Origin of the sequence: Paenibacillus pinihumi DSM 23905 = JCM 16419 (genome assembly GCF_000422505.1) — a bacterium.
Taxonomy (GTDB): domain Bacteria; phylum Bacillota; class Bacilli; order Paenibacillales; family Paenibacillaceae; genus Paenibacillus_D; species Paenibacillus_D pinihumi.
The window spans coordinates 99,166-116,891 of sequence record NZ_AULX01000020.1 but is presented as its reverse complement, the minus strand read 5'-3'; the positions used below and the strand labels follow the sequence as shown (position 1 = coordinate 116,891).

Genomic DNA, 17,726 nt, shown 5'->3' with positions numbered 1-17,726 from the left:
TTGTATTTGCTATAGTTAGATAACTAATAGAAGGGGGAGACGGGATGGAATATTACAGGCCAATCGATATTGCTAGAGAGCTTCATATCAGCACCAGCGCTTTGCGGCATTATGAGGCTTGGGGAGTCGTTCCGTCCCCGGAGCGCGCCGGCAACGGATACCGGCTGTACACGAGGGTGCATCTCGAATATTTCCGTTGTCTGCGTGCCCTGATTCCGGCTTACGGGGTTCCGGTTGCCTGCAAGGCCATGGTTCATATTCAGAATGGGGAGATGGACAGCGCCTTCTGGCTTATTAATAAGGAACAGGCTGAACTGCACCATGAAAAGACTATTGCCGACCAGACGCTGGCATTGCTGCAAAACCCCGATCTCCCGCCCGCAGGGAACAAAAAGCAGAAAGCCTATATGTCCATCGGCGAAGTATCAGCCTATACGGCTGTCCAGTCTTCGGCGATCCGGCATTGGGAGAAGGAAGGGCTAATAACGCCTGACCGTGATCCCGAAAATGGCTACCGGATCTTTACAGCGGTGCATATCCGGCAAATTCTGCTCATCCGCATGCTGCGGAGAACGGTTTATTTTTTGGATCATATGCGGGAAATCGTTCAGGCGGTAGAGCATCACAGTATTGAAAAAGCAAAAAAGGTAACCGAGGATGCCTTGGGCCGCATTCACCAGCGTAACCGGGATCAATTTAACGGTGCTGCCCGGCTGGTTGAATTGTGTAAGGTGACCGAATTGTTGGATGCGTAAGAAACTGGAAAATCATTAATGCAGGGAAGATGTACATGGGGTATGATAAGAATGATCGGTTCTTTCAAAGAAAATAAGCAGCTTCCATTGAGCCTGCGATGGTCATATACGAGGAGGATTGTACAGCATGGAAATTGGAATCAGCACATTCGTCGACACATCACCGGATGTTCATACAGGAGAGGTCATCAGCCATGCGCAGCGGCTTCGCGAAATTGTGGAGGAGATTGTACTGGCCGACCGGATCGGGCTGGATGTATATGGGGTAGGAGAGCATCACCGTGAGGATTTCGCTGCCTCGAATCCCGCCGTTGTACTCGCCGCTGCGGCTCCCATGACCACACGCATCCGGCTGACAAGCGCAGTAACTGTGCTTTCTTCCGCAGATCCGGTGCGGGTCTTTCAGGATTTTGCTACGCTGGACGGGCTGTCGAACGGGCGGGCGGAAATTATGGCGGGGAGAGGCTCTTTTATCGAATCCTTCCCGCTGTTCGGATTTGACCTGAAAGATTATGAGGAGCTGTTCGAGGAAAACCTGGAGCTGCTGCTGGCTATCCGGGCTTCCGAGAAAGTCAGCTGGAGAGGCGGACACCGTCCTGCTATTCATAACCTTGGCGTATATCCGCGTCCGGTACAACAACCGCTGCCTGTATGGATTGGAAGCGGAGGGACGGCTGAGTCGGTCATCCGGGCAGGAACGCTGGGATTGCCGCTGGCGCTTGCGATTATCGGAGGAAGTCCTGCGCATTTTGCTCCGCTTGTCCAATTGTATAAAAAAGCGGCTGCACTTGCAGGGCATGACCCAAGCCAGCTTCCGGTCGCATCCCATTCGCACGGATTTGTATGGGATACAGATGAGGAAGCGGCGAATTTGTTCTTCCCGTCGACCCAGGACCGGATGAATGTGCTTGGTGCCGAGCGTGGCTGGGGACGGTATACACGGGCTAATTTTGATGCGGCCAGAAGTTTTGATGGCGCCCTGTATGTAGGGTCACCAGAGACTGTAGCGCAAAAAATCATTCACCTGCGCAAGCAGGTCGGCGTCACCCGCTTCCTGATGCATGTTCCGCTGGGTACGATGCCTCATGACGAAGTGATGAAGGCCATTGAGCTGCTGGGTACCAAGGTGGCGCCGATCGTCCGTGAAGAAGTGGCAAAGTGGGAAGCTGAGCATCCGTCAGCTTGAGCAAAAAATAACGGGTAGATAAAGCCGAGGAGGAGAAGGTTGATGTCCTATACAAATATTCCTTGGGATACGGGGGAATGGACGACTGCACCTGTATCGTTAGAGCACGAGGACGGTTGTCTGCGCGTAGGGGCAAAGCATGGGAGCGACTACTGGGAAAAGACGCTGTACGAATTCGAGCACAGAGACGGACATGCACTGCTTGCGCCATGGGAAGACAACAGTGCAATGGAAGTCACGTTTAAGCTCAGTTCTTTTACAGAGCTCTATGATCAGGCTGGGCTGATGCTCTGGCATGGTCCCCAGCAATGGATCAAGGCAGGCGTTGAGCTGAATGACGGCGTGCCTCATGTAGCTGTGGTGGTGACTGACGGCTACTCCGACTGGTCGCTTGCGCCTGCGCCGCAGTGGGTCGGCCAGGATGTGACCATTCGTGCTTCACGCCAAAAGGACGCGGTCATTATTAGAGCCCGCTCACAGTCTGAAGGCTGGCGCACAATCCGGGTAGCGCGTTTTCCTTATGCGACAGACAAGCAGGCTGGCCCGTTTGTCTGCTCGCCGACACGTGCCGGGCTTGAGGTCGTCTTTACACGCTGGGTACTTGCCAGCCCTGATGAAGATTTGCACACGGACCCGCCGACAGGGGAATAGAGGCAAGCGTTACTACCAGATACATAGAAGTTGAAAAGTGAGGGCTTGCGGCAGATAAATTTACTGCTGGCCCTCACTTAATTTGTCATTCCACATGCTTATTTTGGTGCACTCCTTCATACATTTGCATTGGGGGGTGCCGATTTGTTAAAATAAGCCTACAAGGAATGAATATTCATTCCGCATGAGAGGGGATGATGCAGTGGAAGCCACGATAAGCAAGCGGGATAAAATCGCCGAAGCAGCGCTTATTTTATTTGCGGAGCGCGGGTATGACGGGACAACGGTTCCAATGATTGCTGACAATGCGGAAGTGGGAGCAGGGACAATCTACCGTTATTTCGAGAACAAGGAAGCTCTTGTTAATGAGCTGTTTCAAGACGGCGTCAAACGGTTACATCAATCAATGATGCAGGATTATCCTTTTGAGGGCAGCATCCGGGAACAATTCACCCACTTGTTTTACGGAATGGTCCGCTTTGCACAGAAGCATTTGCATGAGCAATATTTTATTGAGACTCATAGCAATGCATACTGTCTGGATGAAACAAGCCGTAATACCTTTCAGCAGCTGCTTGATTTCTTCCACGCTTATATTGACAGGGGCAAGCAGCAAGGCATGATTCGCCCGCTTCCGGCCGACGCTCTGATTGCTATCGTATTCGGTGCTTTCACACGAGTATTTACATTGATTAGGTCAGGCAAGCTGGAAGAGACGACGGAACTGCTTTCCCAGCTTGAGGAGTGCTGCTGGGATGCGGTGCGGGTGCTTTCCAATTAGGAAGAAAGCACTCAAGTCATGCAGCAGCAGTCGGAAAGGATAGCGTTAGCTATATTCGCATGTGTGAAGGCGTTAAAGGGGAGAACATTACGGATGATGAAGCTCCGTAAATGTCCTTCTGCAAGATTGGGAATGAATATTCATTCCGTTAATTGATATCAAATGCATAACTATTGGCTCTTCTTTGGAAAACTAGCAACTATAGGAAAATCAACTGAAATAATACCAAATTCATAATAGGAAAGGATGAGCAGCATGAATTCCTCTGTCAAAATCCCTCAGCCTAAAACCTTTGGTCCCCTTGGGAACCTGCCGCAAATAAATTCGGAGGAGCCCGTTCAGTCGATCGTCAAGCTCGCTAATGAGTACGGCCCGATCATCCGTTTGGATATGCCGGGAAGAAGTGAAATTTTTGTATCCAGCTACGAACTTGTAAAGGAGGCATGTGATGAATCCCGCTTTGACAAGCGTGTAGGGCAGGCATTGCAAAATGTGCGCGCATTTGCCGGGGACGGCTTGTTCACGAGTCATACCGCGGAGCCGAACTGGCAGAAGGCTCATAATATTTTGCTGCCGAGTTTTAGCCAGCGCGCCATGCAGGGCTATCATACGATGATGGTTGATCTGGCACTGCAGCTTGTGCAAAAATGGGCACGCCTGAACCCGGATGAGAGCGTAGATGTGCCGGAGGACATGACCCGGCTGACGCTCGATACGATCGGATTATGCGGCTTCAATTACCGCTTTAACAGCTTTTACCGCGATCAGCCCCATCCGTTTATTACCAGTATGGTGCGGGGGCTTGGCGAAGCGATGAGCCAGCTTCAGCGGCTGAATATTCAGGATAAGCTGATGGTTATGACCAAACGCCAGTTCAAGCATGACATTCAGGTGATGTTCTCCTTGGTGGATAAAATTATTGCAGAGCGCAAGGCGCATGGCCCAGAAGGCGGGGATGACCTGCTGTCCCATATGCTCAGCGGCAAGGACCCGGATACAGGCGAAGCACTGGATGATGAGAACATTCGTTATCAGATGATTACGTTTCTAATTGCCGGACATGAGACAACAAGCGGCCTGCTGTCCTTTGCAATCTATTACCTCTTGAAAAATCCGGAAGCACTGAGCAAGTCTTATGAAGAGGTGGACCGGGTCCTGACAGATCCGATTCCAAGCTACTTGCAGGTGCGTGAGCTGAAATACGTCCGCATGGTACTGAATGAAGCTCTTCGATTGTGGCCGACAGCCCCGTTGTTTTCCTTATATGCCAAGGAGGATACGATGCTTGCGGGCAAGTATCCGCTCAGTAAAGGGGATGGCATTAACGTCCTGATTCCAAAACTGCACCGGGACACAGAGGTATGGGGAGACGATGTAGAAGCGTTCCGCCCGGAGCGCTTTGAAGATCCGAGCAAAATCCCTTTTCATGCCTTCAAGCCGTTCGGCAACGGGCAGCGTGCTTGTATCGGACAACAGTTTGCGCTGCAGGAGGCGACACTGGTCCTTGGCATGGTGCTGAAGCAGTTCGAATTGATTGACCATACGAATTATCAGTTGAAAGTGAAAGAGGCGCTGACACTAAAGCCGGATAACTTCACGATTCGGGTACGTACGCGCGAAACGCAGACGGGCTATGCATTGGCAGCTCCAGGGAACGCTGCCCAGGCACGGACAGGGGAACAGGCGGAGAATACGGCAGCTTCCCGGATTGAGGCGCATAACACGCCGCTGCTAGTGCTGTACGGCTCGAATCTCGGAACGGCTGAAGGCATTGCCAGAGAACTGGCTGATACGGCACGCTATCAGGGGTTCAGCAGTGAGGTAGCCCCGCTGGACAGCCGCATTGGCAAGCTGCCGAAGGAAGGCGCCGTATTCATCGTATCGGCCTCTTACAACGGCAAGCCGCCAAGCAATGCGCGCCAGTTCGTCCAATGGCTCGAGGATGTGGAACCGGGTGAGCTGGAAGGGGTAGCCTATGCCGTATTCGGCTGCGGGGACCATAACTGGGCAAGCACATATCAGCAAGTGCCGCGTCAGATTGACGAGCAACTGGCGGCCAAAGGCGCCAAGAGACTTGTTGTACGCGGGGAGGCTGACGCCAGCGGGGACTTCGAGAAGCAGGTCGAGGAGTGGGGCGATAACCTGTGGCCGGATGTGCTTTCCGCTTTTCGCGTAAAGACGAATGCAGACGCCCGCAACCAGGAGCGCAGCACACTAAGTGTCCAGTTCGTCAGCGGTCTTGTGGGCACGCCGATTGCCAGCAGCTATGATGCCCAGCATGCAACAATTGCCGGCAATTATGAGCTGCAGAAGGAAGGGAGCGGCCGCAGCACCCGTCATTTGGAGATTAATCTGCCTGAAGGCGTCACCTATCAGGAGGGTGACCACATTGGTGTCATTCCTGAAAATGCCGCCGGGCTGGTGGAACGTGTCCTGAAGCGCTACGGACTGAAGGGTGGCGATCACATCATGATTAGCGCCAGCGGACGGAGCGCCGCCCATCTGCCGCTGGACCGCCCAGTCAGCATGAAGGACTTGCTAAGCAACAGCGTCGAACTGCAGGAGGCAGCAACCCGGGCACAGCTTCGCGAGCTTGCGGCGTTCACCGTCTGCCCTCCGCACAAGAAGGAGCTGGAGGCGCTTCTGGAGGAGGGAAGCTATCAGCAGCAAGTGCTTCGAAAGCGGCTGACAATGCTGGAGCTGCTGGAACAGTACGAGGCCTGCGAACTGCCGTTCGAGAGATTTATCGAGTTGCTGCCGCCGCTCAAGCCGAGATATTATTCCATCTCCAGCTCGCCAAAGGCGGATGCGGAGCACGCAAGTATTACGGTGAGTGTTGTACGCGGACGGGCCAAAAGCGGGAAAGGTGAATACCTTGGTGTGGCCTCGAATTATCTTGCAGAGCGGCGCGCTGGCGATGCGATCGTGCTGTTCGTCCGTACCCCGGAATCCGGGTTCCAATTGCCGGAAAATACGGAGACGCCAATTATTATGGTTGGGCCGGGCACGGGTGTTGCGCCGTTCCGCGGCTTCCTTCAGGCGCGCAGCATGCAGAAGCAGGAAGGGAAAATACTTGGGGAAGCCCATCTGTATTTTGGCTGCCGCAACCCGGAGGAGGATTATCTGTATCAGGGTGAGCTGGAGCAGTACGAGCGGGACGGACTTGTAACGCTGCATACCGCATTCTCGCGGATTGACGGGCAAGCCAAATGCTATGTTCAGCATATCATGAAGGATCATAGCGCGGAGATGATCGGTTTGCTGGACCGGGGTGCCAAGCTGTACATTTGTGGAGACGGCAGTAAAATGGCCCCTGATGTAGAAGCCACGCTGCGCGAAGCCTACCGGGAAATTCACGGTAAAACGGAGGATGAAGCGTTCCGCTGGCTGGATCAGTTGCAGGAGGATGGACATTACGCCAAGGATGTATGGGCAGGGCTTTAATAGCAGAGCCGGAATTTAATGAAATCAAGATAGCGCCGGGCGGCCTTTGTCCGGTGCTTTCTTGATGATCCGGAGTTGCAATATTTGGGACAAAAACAGCAGAAAACAGGCAAGTCATACGAGGCGGTAATGTCGCCTTCGTTTGACTTGCCTGTTTTTTTATGTTCCCATAATCAGCCCTTGACAGCACCTTCCGTCAAGCCCTTTTGGATAAATTTAGAGATGAATAAATACACAATCAGCACCGGAATGACAGTGAGCGCGACTGCGGTTGCCATCAAGCCGAAGTCTGTTCCGTACTGGGAGCTGATCTCGCTGAGCAGGGCCACGATCGGCCGGACGCTTTCTTTATTGACGAAAATCAAAGCCGAGAACAGGTCATTGTAAGACCAGAGGAACACGAAAATACTGACGGAAGCAAAGACTGGACGGGACACCGGGAAAAAGATCTTAATCAGCATCTGCCACCGGTTGCAACCGTCTATAAATGCGGCTTCTTCCAGCTCTTTGGCAATAGTAGCCATGTACCCTGCAATGACGAGAATTGCAAAGGTCAGATTGCCCGCGGTCTGAGGAAAGATTAATCCCCCGTATGTATTGACGAGGCTTGTTTTGATCAGAATTTCATATACCGGCACAACCGTGGCAAAGGCAGGGATAAGCAGTGTAGCATAGAGAATTGAATAGATCAGCCTTCTTCCTTTGAAATTAAATCTGGACAGTGCGTATCCGGCAAAACCGGCCAAAATCAGAACCAGAATAACCGTGGAGCCCGACATAATCAGGCTGTTCATATAGCTTCTTCCAATGTTGATTCGGTCAAAGGCCGTTGTATAGTTGATGAAGACAGGGTCCAGTGCCAGAGCAAACGATTTGTTCATGACATCCTTGGATACCTTGAAGGAGTTGTTCACAATCCAGAACAGCGGGTAGATGGTTGTCAGCGACCAGGCGGTCAGAATCATATATATCAGGGCGCTGCCCAGACGAAACTTGACCGGCTTCCGGCGCCGAATTGGCGTTTTACTACTAATGATTGGTTGCATAAACGTACACTCCTAACAGCAGCTTAGTAGGTGATTTCTTCACTTTTCAACAAACGGTTGGCCAGCAAAGCGAGCAAAACACCGAAGACCACCATGTAAATCGCAACTGTGGAGCCGTAACCGAAGTTTTGATCGACAATCGCTTTTTTATACATATACGTGCCCAGTACCTCTGTTCCGTTCTGTCCGCGGGAGATGACCCACACGAATTCGAATACTTTCATCGTTCCGGTAATGGCAAGTGTAATGACGACTTTAATATCACTTAAAATCAGCGGCAGAGTCAGTTTGAATGTTTTCTGGATGCCGGAGATTCCCTCAAGCTTGGCAGCTTCGTAATAATCCGATGGAATTTTGGACATGGCCGTCAGGAACAGTACCAGATAGAACCCTACATAATGCCAAACGGTTGGGATAGCAACGGCCTTCAAGGAATTCGTCTCGCTGAGCCACAGTACCCGCTCAAAGCCAAGGTTCGTTATAATGGTGTTGAGCAAGCCAAAATTGTAGTTGTAAAACAGTACGAACAGCAGGGAAATCGCCGTCCCGGAAATGACGACCGGGAAGAAGAACACGGTGCGGTAAAAGCTCTGAAGCTTCGAGATGTTATCCAGCATTACCGCTAAAACAAGGGCAATACCCACCTGGAACACAATTACATAGAGCATAATTTCCAGAGTATGCAGTGTGGCTTCACCGATCAGTTTGTCTGTAAACAGCCGCTCATAGTTATCCCAGCCGACGAATCTTTTATCGAAAAATCCCTTCGTACGGAAGAAGCTCAAGTACAAGCTTTTGAAAAACGGATAGTAGAGAAAGACCGACATCAGGAAGACAGTAGGGAGCAGGAATAAAATAATATACTTTCGATCGCCCTTCATCTTTATCACCTTTAACGTTCATATTTTGGGGCTGGCCTTAAAAGATTACGCCGCCTTGGAATTGAGGGGCGGCGTAATCAACATGGCTTTGAGATCGGACAGTTGACGAAGAATTACTTGTTTTCGTCCTCGATCTTTTTAGCTTCTTGAATCACTTCTGCTGGTGTTTTCTTGCCCGTTACAACTTGTTGAACGCCAGCACGCAGCGTGGAGAAGGTCTCCTGAGAAACTTTGCTGTCTACCGGAGTTGTAATGGAAGCGGAATTGGCAGCCATTGCGAATCCGTCTACTTGCGCTTGAGGCAGGCCGGTAATTTCTACGTTAGCCGCAGGAGTACCACCGTTTGCTGTCGCGATTTTCTGGATAATATCAGGTGAAGTCATATGCTTGAGCAGAGCAATTGCTGCCTCTTTCTTGTCTGCATTGTCATAGGTTGCTTTGGACAGGTAGAACCCGGTACCGAAGCCGCCGATGACGTCGTTTCCGCCGCCAGCTCCGCCTGGAACGACAGGGAATGGAATTACAGTCGTATTGTCTTTGACTTCTTGGCTGGTAAAGCCGCCGAAAGCCCAGGAGCCTTCCAGAATCATTGCTGCTTTGCCTTCGCCATAGTAGTTAGATGCCATTCCGAGATCGATCGTTGCAGCATCTTTAGGGAATGCGCCCAAATCATAAAGCTCCTTCATGGCAGCAAAGCCTTTTTCCCAGTTCGGGTCAATTCCGTCTGCAAGGCCTTTTGCCTGGCCCTCAGGACCGGCAGCTGTCAGGATAAAATGCTCAATAACGTAGTGCGATTGATCAAATGGAACAGATAGTGGAATAATACCTTTGGCAGCAAAAGTCTCAACGGCTTTTTTCAGGTTATCCCAGTTTGTTGGAAGCTCGAGGTTATTGTCATTGAACAGCTTTTTGTTAACGAACAGTCCCTCGTAGAATCCTGTCAATGGGGCTGCATAAATTTTGCCGTCTTTTTGTCTTACGTTTTCAAGCGCGCTTGGAGAGAAACCATTCTTCCAGTTGGCATCTTCATTAAGGAGATCATCCAGGGGGACAACTTTGCCTGCATCGACAAAGCCTTGAGCGTCAGTACCGACAAAGTAGAACAACAGGTCAGGCTCATTGCCGGTGTTCATGTCCGTATTAACCTTGGTTCTGAAACCGTCATCATTGGCGGACATCGTATCATTGTTGATTTTCACATGCGGATTGCTGGCTGTAAACTCATCCAGAGCGCCTTGGAAAGATTCGCGGGCAGCGTCGGTACCGCCGAAGGTTGAGAATACGCGAAGCGAGACATCTTTCTTTGGCGGGTCCTCTTTGACATCCGTTTCCTTGGGAACCTGGTTTCCTGGAGTGTTGTTCTTGACTTCCGGCTTGTTCCCGCATGCAGCCAGAAACATCGAGAATACGAACAGCACGCTTAAGAGAATTAATGATGCTTTTTTCATGCTAACATCCCCCTTGAAAATAATTTTTTTTGCAAACTTGTGTATATATTCTCAGGTGTATATGAAAATTTTACTTTAGTTATTAAATAACTGTAAATAGATGGATAGGGATACAATTATCTAAAATATGGGGTAAATTTATATGATGCTTTTTGCTGAAATTCAGGGCATTGACAGAGGCGATATCTTCAAGTATATTTGTTGTACATACAAAGGAAAAAGGAGAATGACGTATGGATGACAGCTTTCTTCAGACCTGCCTTTTTTTCACGGCTAACCGGCTGAGCAGAGCCATTACGAAAATGGCGGAAGAGGAGTTTGCTTCAACAGGATTTACACCGATGTACGGCTATTTGATCCGGCTGGTCAACGGGACTCCAGGCATTACACAGAAAGAATTGGCCGACAAGCTCTGCGTGACCCCTTCCACACTGACGCGCTTTGTGGATAAATTAGAAGCGAAAAATTTGGTAGAACGCAAGGTGCAAGGAAAAACTGTAGAAGTATACCCGACTGAAAAGGGACTCGGGCTGGGTGATTCATTTGTTCAAGCATCCAAAAGGCTGCATCAGCGCTATTCAGATCTGCTGGGCAAGGAAGCGGCTGAAGAACTGTCCAGTCAACTGGTAATAATGAGCGCAAAGCTGGAGCAATAAAATTTTATATTACTGTTGTTTGTACAACTAAACGTGGAGTGATTCATTTATGAATGGTGTAGCCAAGGTCAAAACATCGAAGTTTTATTACGGATGGATCGTAGTATTGATTACTTTTATTACCTTATTAATTTCCGCGGGCATCCGTTCGATGCCGAGTATTTTGATGCTTCCGTTTGAGAAGGAATTTGGCTGGAACCGCAGCAGTATATCGGGTGTCATATCGTTTGGCATTTTGCTATATGGTCTGGTTGGTCCATTCTCCGCGGCGCTGCTGGCCAAATTCGGAATCCGCAGGATGATGGTCATCTCCTTGGGCGTATTGGCACTTAGTCTGCTGGTTACGCCGCTCATGACTGAGCTATGGCAGTACCAGATACTATGGGGAGTTGTATCGGGGTTGGCGACCGGGATGATGGCTAACGTGCTTGGAGTTACCGTCACGAACCAATGGTTCGTCCATCGCAGAGGGGTTGTAGTCGGACTATTAACTGCGAGCGCCGCTACCGGACAACTGCTGTTCCTGCCGCTTCTGGCACAAATTACAGTTTCGGCGGGCTGGCAATATGCCGTTTTCACGGCTGCCGGTGCGGTGCTGATTATGCTGTTTGTTGTGCTGATCTGGATGCGGAGCCATCCTTATGATATCGGAGCGGCGCCTTATGGAACGGAAGAGGTTGTCAAGCCGGTGCCTTTTCAAGGGAATGTTTTTATGACACCGATCCGCATGCTTGGTTCAGCGCTTGGCAATAAAACATTCTGGCTGCTTGGAGGGACATTCTTCTTCTGTGGATTTTCAACCAACGGGCTGATCGGGACACATCTGATTGCCGCTTGTGGAGATCACGGCATCCCTGAGGTGTCAGCCGCCGGATTGCTTGCACTCATGGGGATATTTGACCTGATCGGAACAACGCTCTCCGGCTGGCTGTCCGACCGGTTCGACAGCCGCTGGCTGCTGTTCTGGTATTACGGGCTGCGCGGTTTGTCCCTGCTGTTCCTGCCATACGCGCTCGATGGCAGCCCGACATCATTAATCATTTTCTCGGTATTTTATGGGCTGGACTGGATTGCTACCGTTCCGCCAACGGTCAAACTGGCCGCACAGGAATTCGGCAAGGAAAAGTCCGGCATGATTTTTGGCTGGATCGTGGTCGCCCATCAGTTGGGCGCTTCACTCGCTGCATTTGGAGCCGGTGCTGTGAGAGAATGGCTGGGCACATATAGCATTGCTTTTGTTGTGGCAGGCTTCATTTGCCTTATTGCTGCCCTGATGTCCATGAAAATAAAGCCTGCCGGAATGGTGAAAACGGCGAGCTAACGCTTGGAATACACCAAAGCTCTAGAGCCCCAGAGGTGATCTGGGGCTTTTTTTGTATAATCAGAACAGCCAGCTTTTACTGGCAGGCCTATTTTGAGGTTGGCTTTTTGTTGAAAGCATGCTAGAGGGGATCAGGAACCTTTTTGCTCGATGTATTCGTTGTAAGTAAAGTTGATCGGACTGCATTTCATGGACTATGCTATATAAGCGCAAGTTAACTGTTTTAAATTAATAGGAGACAGGAGAACTGAATTACGATTCACTTTACCTTAGGCTGCCTGCAAGTATGAAAATGTCCGTCACTTCATTTTAATATAGAGCCGATAGGGTTTGAATGGAATATGATTTAGAAGAAAGAGAGATGAAGCCAGTGGGTGTGGAAGCAATGAAGGTGCTCGTTGCTGATGATGACCGGGAAATCAGAGAGTTGCTTAAAACGTATCTGGAGCGCGAACGGTTCCAAGTGGATACAGCGGCAGACGGGAATGAAGCGCTGCGCATGTTCGGGCAGGGTAAATACAATTTGGTGCTGCTTGATTTGATGATGCCTGGCGCAGACGGGATTGAAGTATGCCGCAGGCTGCGGATTACAACGAATATTCCGATTTTGATGCTGACGGCCAAAGATCAGGATATTGATAAAGTACTGGGACTGGGAATCGGGGCGGATGATTACATCACGAAGCCGTTCAGTATTCATGAGCTGATTGCCCGGGTTAAGGCGCATATGAGACGATTTTATGTGCTGGGCAGTGATGCCTCGACAGCGGAGGAGGAGCTGCTTTGCTTCAAGGGCTTGCTTATTGACAGGAAGCGTCATCATGTCGTTCGGGATGGAAAAGCAATTACCTTGACGGCAAAGGAATTCGAACTGTTACGATTTATGGCCTCCCACCCGATGCAGGTGTTTACGAAAATTCAGCTGTTCAGACAGGTTTGGAACAGTGATTATTTGGAGGATGACAACACGGTTATGGTACATATCCGAAAGCTGCGTAAAAAAATCGAACATGATCCATCCGAACCTGCGCTGATTCAGACCGTTTGGGGCATCGGATACAGATTTGCGGGTGAGCGCGATGATTCGTGACCGCATAATTATGCTTATTTTCTTTCAGATACTTTTATTGACGGGTACTATTATGGCCTCGCTGCTCCAGCCGTCAGGGGCAGGTTTTCCGGGACAGCATCTTTTACTGGCAGCCGCTATTGGTATTGGGCTGGCGCTGCTTGGACAGCAGTTGAGATATAGAAGCAAAATGAAGGAAATTTGCACGGCTCTGATACGTGCGGTCCAAGGGAACGTGAATACCCGGATTCTGGCCAAGGAGGATCGGCTGTTAAATGATGTTATTTTCAAGATTAATGAACTCATCGAACAATTGAGCAAGCTTCAGGTTCGTACTGTAAGGTCCGAAGCGGCGCGTAAAAGCTTGCTTGCGAATATCTCGCATGATATCCGCACACCGCTTACTTCAATTATCGGCTATGTGGATGCGATCAAGGATGACCTCGGTGGAACAAGGGACAGGCACCAGCAGTATGTGGAGATTGTAGCTGAAAAATCTGCTGTACTGAAGGCACTAATTGATAATATCTTTCAGCTTGCCAAGCTCGATGCCGACGAAATGCCCATTACAACAGAACGGCTTGATTTGGCGGAAATAACCAGAGAAGCTGTTATTCTGTTCATGGCAAAGCTGGCTCAGTATGGAATGAAGCTGGACGCTGAAATTCCCGATGCCCCTTGCTATGTTGACGCAGACAGTATCAGCACGCAGCGGATACTCGCCAATCTGATTCAGAATGCTATTCAGCATGGGAGTTCAGGCGGCGTACTGGGCATTCGGATGAGCAGCAGCGGGGGGAGCTGGAATGTGGAGATATGGGACTGTGGGACGGGCATTTCTAGTGCTGACCTGGAGCATATATTCGACAGAATGTATCGTTCGGACGGCTCGCGCAAACAGTGGAATGGGGGAAGTGGTCTTGGGCTTGCGATTGCTAAAGGGCTGGCAGATAAGAACGGCGGACATTTGACAGTCGCAAGTGACCCCGGAAGATTGACTGTTTTCACACTCTCACTTCCTGCTGCTGAGTTAAGAAACAGTTAAAAACTCGTTAAGCATCAATTAAATTTCTTTGCTTATTGTTAATGTTGCAGGGTCAATGAGTGGAAGTGGTGCGCTATCCCTGATCACACCCTGCAAATTTTTAACAGAAGGAGTAGTGCATGAGTACAGTAATTAAGACGACCGGTCTAACGAAAAGCTATGGGGATTACAAAGCGGTGGACAGCCTTGATTTGAATGTAGGACTTGGGCAAATTTACGGTTTTCTGGGACAGAACGGTGCTGGCAAAACGACAACAATCCGCATGCTGCTTGGCCTTATCAAGCCAACCTCGGGAGACATTGAGCTGTTCGGAGATTCCCTGCGCGGCAAGCAGAAGGAGCTGCTTAAGCGGATCGGCTCGATTGTGGAGTTTTCGGGATTTTATGAAAATTTGACTGCCCGTGAAAATTTGATGATCAATGCCAGACTAATGGGTGTTCACAAGGCGAGTGCTTTGTCAGAGGCTTTGGAAATTGTGGGACTGCATCAGGAAACAAAAAAGCTTGTCGGCAATTATTCGCTTGGCATGAAGCAGCGTCTCGGTATTGCCAGGGCGATTCTGCATCATCCTGAGCTGCTTATACTGGATGAGCCGACCAACGGACTTGATCCTGTCGGAATCAAGGAAATTCGCAGGTTGATCCGGTCTTTGGCTGATGAACGGAAGATGACCATCCTCATTTCCAGTCATATTTTATCCGAGGTGGAGCAGTTGGCTGATCAGGTGGGGATCTTACATCAGGGCCGGCTATTGGAAGAGATATCTTTAGCAGAGCTGATGAAGAGAAACCGGACCTATATGGAGTTTCAGGTCTCCAATGAAAACAAAGCCGCCCTTTTGCTGGAACAGCAATTCGGCATTGCCGATTATGAAGTGAGAGGCGACGGGAGCCTTCGTATCTATTCTCATCTTGGACAGCAAGGGAACTTAAACCGAGTATTTGTCCAGGAGGGGCTGGAGGTTACGAAAATGGCGATTAGCGGAGAGACACTGGAGGATTATTTTGTAAGGCTGATCGGAGGCGGGACAATTGGTTGATTTGCTGTATACGGAGCTGTTGAAGCTCAAGCGTGCCAAAATGTTTCTGGTTAGTATTATCGGTGCCGCTGCCGCCCCGTTGATGATCTTTATCGGGTATTTGGACAGAAAGGCGAAGGTGCCGGACGAGCCTGTGCAGTTTGCGGATGCCTTTACCGAGACAAATCTTTATGTGGTACTGCTGATCGGAACTCTGCTGTACGGCGTCATTACAGCTTATCTGTTTCATCGGGAGTATGCGGAGGATACTTTGAAAAACCTGCTCACCATTCCGGTTCCGCGTATCCGGCTTATGGTCAGCAAACTGCTGCTTCTCTTCCTGTGGATGCTGATGCTTACACTGTTCTCTTGGTCACTTGTGTTGCTGCTGGGGCTTTTAGCCGGTTACGAGGGTTTAAGTATTGGCGTGGTGACGGATTCTATTCAGCAGTTTCTTATTGGTGGTGCGCTGCTCTTTCTAATGACGACACCAACGATGTTCGTGACCTTGCTATTCAAAAATTATGTGCCAACGATTATATTTACAGCAGCAATTACAATGGGCAATGTCGCGCTCGCTAATTCGGAATACCGGGTATTGTTTCCGTGGTCAATTCCACATGTGATTGCCACAGGCAGCTTTGTGAGCCAGTATCCGGCCTATTATTCTTATATTTCTATCATTGCCGTATCACTGCTCGGATTTGCTGTTTCGGCGATTTATTTTAAGCGGGCGGATGTAGGTTAAGGCGAAAACCCCTCCAGATTCACACCAAGCTGTTCCTCCGGGAACACCTGTCTCATCCGGTCATAGACCTTGCGCCAGGCGGAGGGGTGATACCATTCCTCCATTCCGATTTCCGTATACAAGGCCTGAATGCCAAGACGCCTGGTTCGCTTGCCTCCGCTGCCGTCGCCCATAAAGAAATCATCGACGCATACCCGATTCACCAGCGGCTTGAGGATATGGGGAAATTGCTCGCTGCTTGGCAGGACAGGGGCAATCGTAGCCTGAGCCGGAACCTGGGCATCGCGCAGCAGCTCAAGGGTCTTGAGTCTGGCCGCAATTGGCGGCGCATACGGAGAAAAATGCTTGCGGATATGATCCAGATCGGTCTCAATGGTCATGCTTACACGGACTTTGCTGCCAAGGTGCTGCAAAACATCAATATCCCTGCGGACGAGCGGGCTGCGGGTTTGCAGGAACAGAAAATCTGGGGGATCATCTGCCATTGTCTCCAGCAATGAGCGGGTGATCCTCTCTTTGTGCTCGACAGGCTGATACGGGTCTGTGCTGGATGACATAAAGATCGTCACTGGCCCCTTAGCCTTGGCACGCTTTAATTCTTTTTGGAGCAGGGGAGCCGCATCTTTCTTAATATCCACCCAGGCTCCCCAATCCGCACCGCGAAAAACAGCGATCGGCATTTGGCGGACATAACAATAAGAACAGGCAAAGGAGCAGCCGGCATACGGATTCAGCGAGTAGCTGTAACCGGATAGAAATCCGTTTCCTTTGGTCAGAATGGTCTTAGGCGTTTTGGATGTATACTCCGGCTTCATTATTTTGCCTCCTTTGCGCAGTTGGTTGCCTGAGCAGTGCCAGCTTTATTATAGCATAGTTGCAGGCTTCATTTTCTGAATGGAGCTTCATTGTATATCGTCTGATCTATTTAAAATGAAGGAATTTCTTGTATAAGTATAGAATTCATTCCTGGTATAGAAGATTCAAGAGAGATAGATAAGGGGGAAAAAACAATGCAGGATATTCAAGCTGTCATTTTTGATTTGGACAATACTTTACTGGACCGAAGCATTACATTCCGGAGATTTACAAATGCATTTCTGGCGACTCATCTGCCGCATCTAAACGAAACGGAGGAACTGGCAAACCGGATTATTGATCTGGATCAGGACGGCTATACGGACAAGCGTGTATTGTTTTCCCAGTTGTTGGATGAGCTCCCGTGGGAGCAAAAGCCTGAATTGCAAGAGCTGATGGAGTTTTATAAATCGGAGTATGTAAAAAGCGCGGTCCTGATGGAGCAGGCAGTTGAGGTGCTGGGCCATTTAAGATCGAAATACAAAACCGGTATGATTACGAACGGACAAACATTAATTCAATATGGCAAAATTGATCAGTTGGAGCTGCGAAGCCATTTTGACACGATCATTGTATCGGAAGAGGCAGGAATCAAAAAGCCGGACCCTAAAATATTTGAAATGGCAGTGAACCGGCTGAATGTCAAACCGGAGCAATGTATTTTTGTCGGCGACCACCCTGTAAATGACATTGAAGGCGCAGCGGCAGCAGGTATGAGGACCGTCTGGATACAGGTGAATCAACCATGGCGCGAGGGCGTTAAAGCTGAACCGCTGAAGACGATTCGCCAATTGAACGAGCTGCTGGATGTGCTTTAATTC

General features: G+C 49.8%; 16 protein-coding genes. 12 read left to right on the top strand and 4 right to left on the bottom strand.

The window, feature by feature from the left end; all coding sequences use genetic code 11:
- The first annotated feature begins 44 nt into the window (after window positions 1–44).
- From H583_RS0106390 to H583_RS0106370, 5 genes are all read left to right on the top strand, one after another.
- Entirely contained in the window at window positions 45–755 is a 711-nt protein-coding gene (locus H583_RS0106390; protein WP_028559744.1) for a TioE family transcriptional regulator, read from the top strand.
- Between the two features lie 127 nt (window positions 756–882).
- A complete protein-coding gene (locus tag H583_RS0106385) occupies window positions 883–1,941 on the top strand; it encodes an LLM class flavin-dependent oxidoreductase (RefSeq protein ID WP_028559743.1) in 1,059 nt (352 codons plus the stop codon).
- Window positions 1,942–1,983: 42 nt separating this feature from the next.
- Complete coding sequence (locus H583_RS0106380) at window positions 1,984–2,592, top strand: DUF1349 domain-containing protein (protein WP_028559742.1); 609 nt, start codon at window positions 1,984–1,986, stop codon at window positions 2,590–2,592.
- A gap of 202 nt (window positions 2,593–2,794) precedes the next feature.
- A complete protein-coding gene (locus tag H583_RS0106375) occupies window positions 2,795–3,373 on the top strand; it encodes a TetR/AcrR family transcriptional regulator (RefSeq protein WP_245585857.1) in 579 nt (192 codons plus the stop codon).
- A 255-nt stretch (window positions 3,374–3,628) separates the two neighbouring features.
- Window positions 3,629–6,817, top strand: coding sequence for a bifunctional cytochrome P450/NADPH--P450 reductase (locus tag H583_RS0106370; protein ID WP_028559740.1), 3,189 nt, complete (start codon window positions 3,629–3,631; stop codon window positions 6,815–6,817).
- Window positions 6,818–6,990: 173 nt separating this feature from the next.
- Here H583_RS0106370 and H583_RS0106365 read toward each other — a convergent pair whose 3' ends face one another.
- The 3 genes from H583_RS0106365 to H583_RS0106355 form a co-directional block, all read right to left on the bottom strand.
- The gene (locus tag H583_RS0106365) at window positions 6,991–7,863 is read right to left on the bottom strand and encodes a carbohydrate ABC transporter permease (RefSeq protein WP_028559739.1); all 873 of its coding nucleotides are present in this window, start codon (window positions 7,861–7,863) and stop codon (window positions 6,991–6,993) included.
- Window positions 7,864–7,886: 23 nt separating this feature from the next.
- Complete coding sequence (locus tag H583_RS0106360) at window positions 7,887–8,744, bottom strand: carbohydrate ABC transporter permease (RefSeq protein ID WP_028559738.1); 858 nt, start codon at window positions 8,742–8,744, stop codon at window positions 7,887–7,889.
- Between the two features lie 113 nt (window positions 8,745–8,857).
- Window positions 8,858–10,192: an ABC transporter substrate-binding protein gene (locus H583_RS0106355; RefSeq protein ID WP_028559737.1), complete on the bottom strand. Its 1,335-nt coding sequence runs from the start codon at window positions 10,190–10,192 to the stop codon at window positions 8,858–8,860.
- A 233-nt stretch (window positions 10,193–10,425) separates the two neighbouring features.
- Here H583_RS0106355 and H583_RS0106350 point away from each other — a divergent pair, with 233 nt between their 5' ends.
- The 6 genes from H583_RS0106350 (at window position 10,426) to H583_RS0106325 (ending at window position 16,050) form a co-directional block, all read left to right on the top strand.
- Window positions 10,426–10,848 (top strand): MarR family winged helix-turn-helix transcriptional regulator, encoded by a 423-nt coding sequence (locus H583_RS0106350; RefSeq protein WP_028559736.1) that lies wholly within the window; start codon window positions 10,426–10,428, stop codon window positions 10,846–10,848.
- A 49-nt stretch (window positions 10,849–10,897) separates the two neighbouring features.
- Window positions 10,898–12,169 (top strand): MFS transporter, encoded by a 1,272-nt coding sequence (locus H583_RS0106345; RefSeq protein ID WP_028559735.1) that lies wholly within the window; start codon window positions 10,898–10,900, stop codon window positions 12,167–12,169.
- A gap of 376 nt (window positions 12,170–12,545) precedes the next feature.
- Window positions 12,546–13,259, top strand: a complete 714-nt coding sequence (locus H583_RS0106340; RefSeq protein ID WP_028559734.1) for a response regulator transcription factor — start codon at window positions 12,546–12,548, stop codon at window positions 13,257–13,259.
- Window positions 13,249–14,283 carry a sensor histidine kinase gene (locus H583_RS0106335; RefSeq protein ID WP_028559733.1) on the top strand — a complete coding sequence of 345 codons (1,035 nt, stop codon included), beginning with the start codon at window positions 13,249–13,251 and terminating at the stop codon, window positions 14,281–14,283. The genes H583_RS0106340 and H583_RS0106335 overlap by 11 nt, the downstream gene beginning before the upstream one ends.
- A 119-nt stretch (window positions 14,284–14,402) precedes the next feature.
- Complete coding sequence (locus tag H583_RS0106330; protein WP_028559732.1) at window positions 14,403–15,323, top strand: ABC transporter ATP-binding protein; 921 nt, start codon at window positions 14,403–14,405, stop codon at window positions 15,321–15,323.
- Window positions 15,316–16,050 (top strand): ABC transporter permease, encoded by a 735-nt coding sequence (locus tag H583_RS0106325; RefSeq protein ID WP_028559731.1) that lies wholly within the window; start codon window positions 15,316–15,318, stop codon window positions 16,048–16,050. The genes H583_RS0106330 and H583_RS0106325 overlap by 8 nt, the downstream gene beginning before the upstream one ends.
- Here the strand turns inward: H583_RS0106325 and H583_RS0106320 are convergent.
- Window positions 16,047–16,865 (bottom strand): SPL family radical SAM protein, encoded by an 819-nt coding sequence (locus H583_RS0106320; RefSeq protein ID WP_028559730.1) that lies wholly within the window; start codon window positions 16,863–16,865, stop codon window positions 16,047–16,049. The genes H583_RS0106325 and H583_RS0106320 overlap by 4 nt on opposite strands.
- Before the next feature lie 195 nt (window positions 16,866–17,060).
- Between H583_RS0106320 and H583_RS0106315 the strand changes: the two genes are divergently transcribed.
- Window positions 17,061–17,723 (top strand): HAD family hydrolase, encoded by a 663-nt coding sequence (locus tag H583_RS0106315; protein WP_028559729.1) that lies wholly within the window; start codon window positions 17,061–17,063, stop codon window positions 17,721–17,723.
- The last annotated feature ends 3 nt before the right edge of the window (window positions 17,724–17,726 follow it).

What these genes read in the sequence shown, in the direction of transcription:
- H583_RS0106355 (WP_028559737.1), bottom strand. Translation starts at nt 10,192, where the DNA reads ATGAAAAAAGCATCATTAATTCTCTTAAGCGTGCTGTTCGTATTCTCG.
- H583_RS0106330 (WP_028559732.1), top strand. Translation starts at nt 14,403, where the DNA reads ATGAGTACAGTAATTAAGACGACCGGTCTAACGAAAAGCTATGGGGAT.
- H583_RS0106385 (WP_028559743.1), top strand. Translation starts at nt 883, where the DNA reads ATGGAAATTGGAATCAGCACATTCGTCGACACATCACCGGATGTTCAT.
- H583_RS0106370 (WP_028559740.1), top strand. Translation starts at nt 3,629, where the DNA reads ATGAATTCCTCTGTCAAAATCCCTCAGCCTAAAACCTTTGGTCCCCTT.
- H583_RS0106390 (WP_028559744.1), top strand. Translation starts at nt 45, where the DNA reads ATGGAATATTACAGGCCAATCGATATTGCTAGAGAGCTTCATATCAGC.
- H583_RS0106320 (WP_028559730.1), bottom strand. Translation starts at nt 16,865, where the DNA reads ATGAAGCCGGAGTATACATCCAAAACGCCTAAGACCATTCTGACCAAA.
- H583_RS0106360 (WP_028559738.1), bottom strand. Translation starts at nt 8,744, where the DNA reads ATGAAGGGCGATCGAAAGTATATTATTTTATTCCTGCTCCCTACTGTC.
- H583_RS0106345 (WP_028559735.1), top strand. Translation starts at nt 10,898, where the DNA reads ATGAATGGTGTAGCCAAGGTCAAAACATCGAAGTTTTATTACGGATGG.
- H583_RS0106315 (WP_028559729.1), top strand. Translation starts at nt 17,061, where the DNA reads ATGCAGGATATTCAAGCTGTCATTTTTGATTTGGACAATACTTTACTG.
- H583_RS0106365 (WP_028559739.1), bottom strand. Translation starts at nt 7,863, where the DNA reads ATGCAACCAATCATTAGTAGTAAAACGCCAATTCGGCGCCGGAAGCCG.
- H583_RS0106350 (WP_028559736.1), top strand. Translation starts at nt 10,426, where the DNA reads ATGGATGACAGCTTTCTTCAGACCTGCCTTTTTTTCACGGCTAACCGG.
- H583_RS0106335 (WP_028559733.1), top strand. Translation starts at nt 13,249, where the DNA reads ATGATTCGTGACCGCATAATTATGCTTATTTTCTTTCAGATACTTTTA.
- H583_RS0106380 (WP_028559742.1), top strand. Translation starts at nt 1,984, where the DNA reads ATGTCCTATACAAATATTCCTTGGGATACGGGGGAATGGACGACTGCA.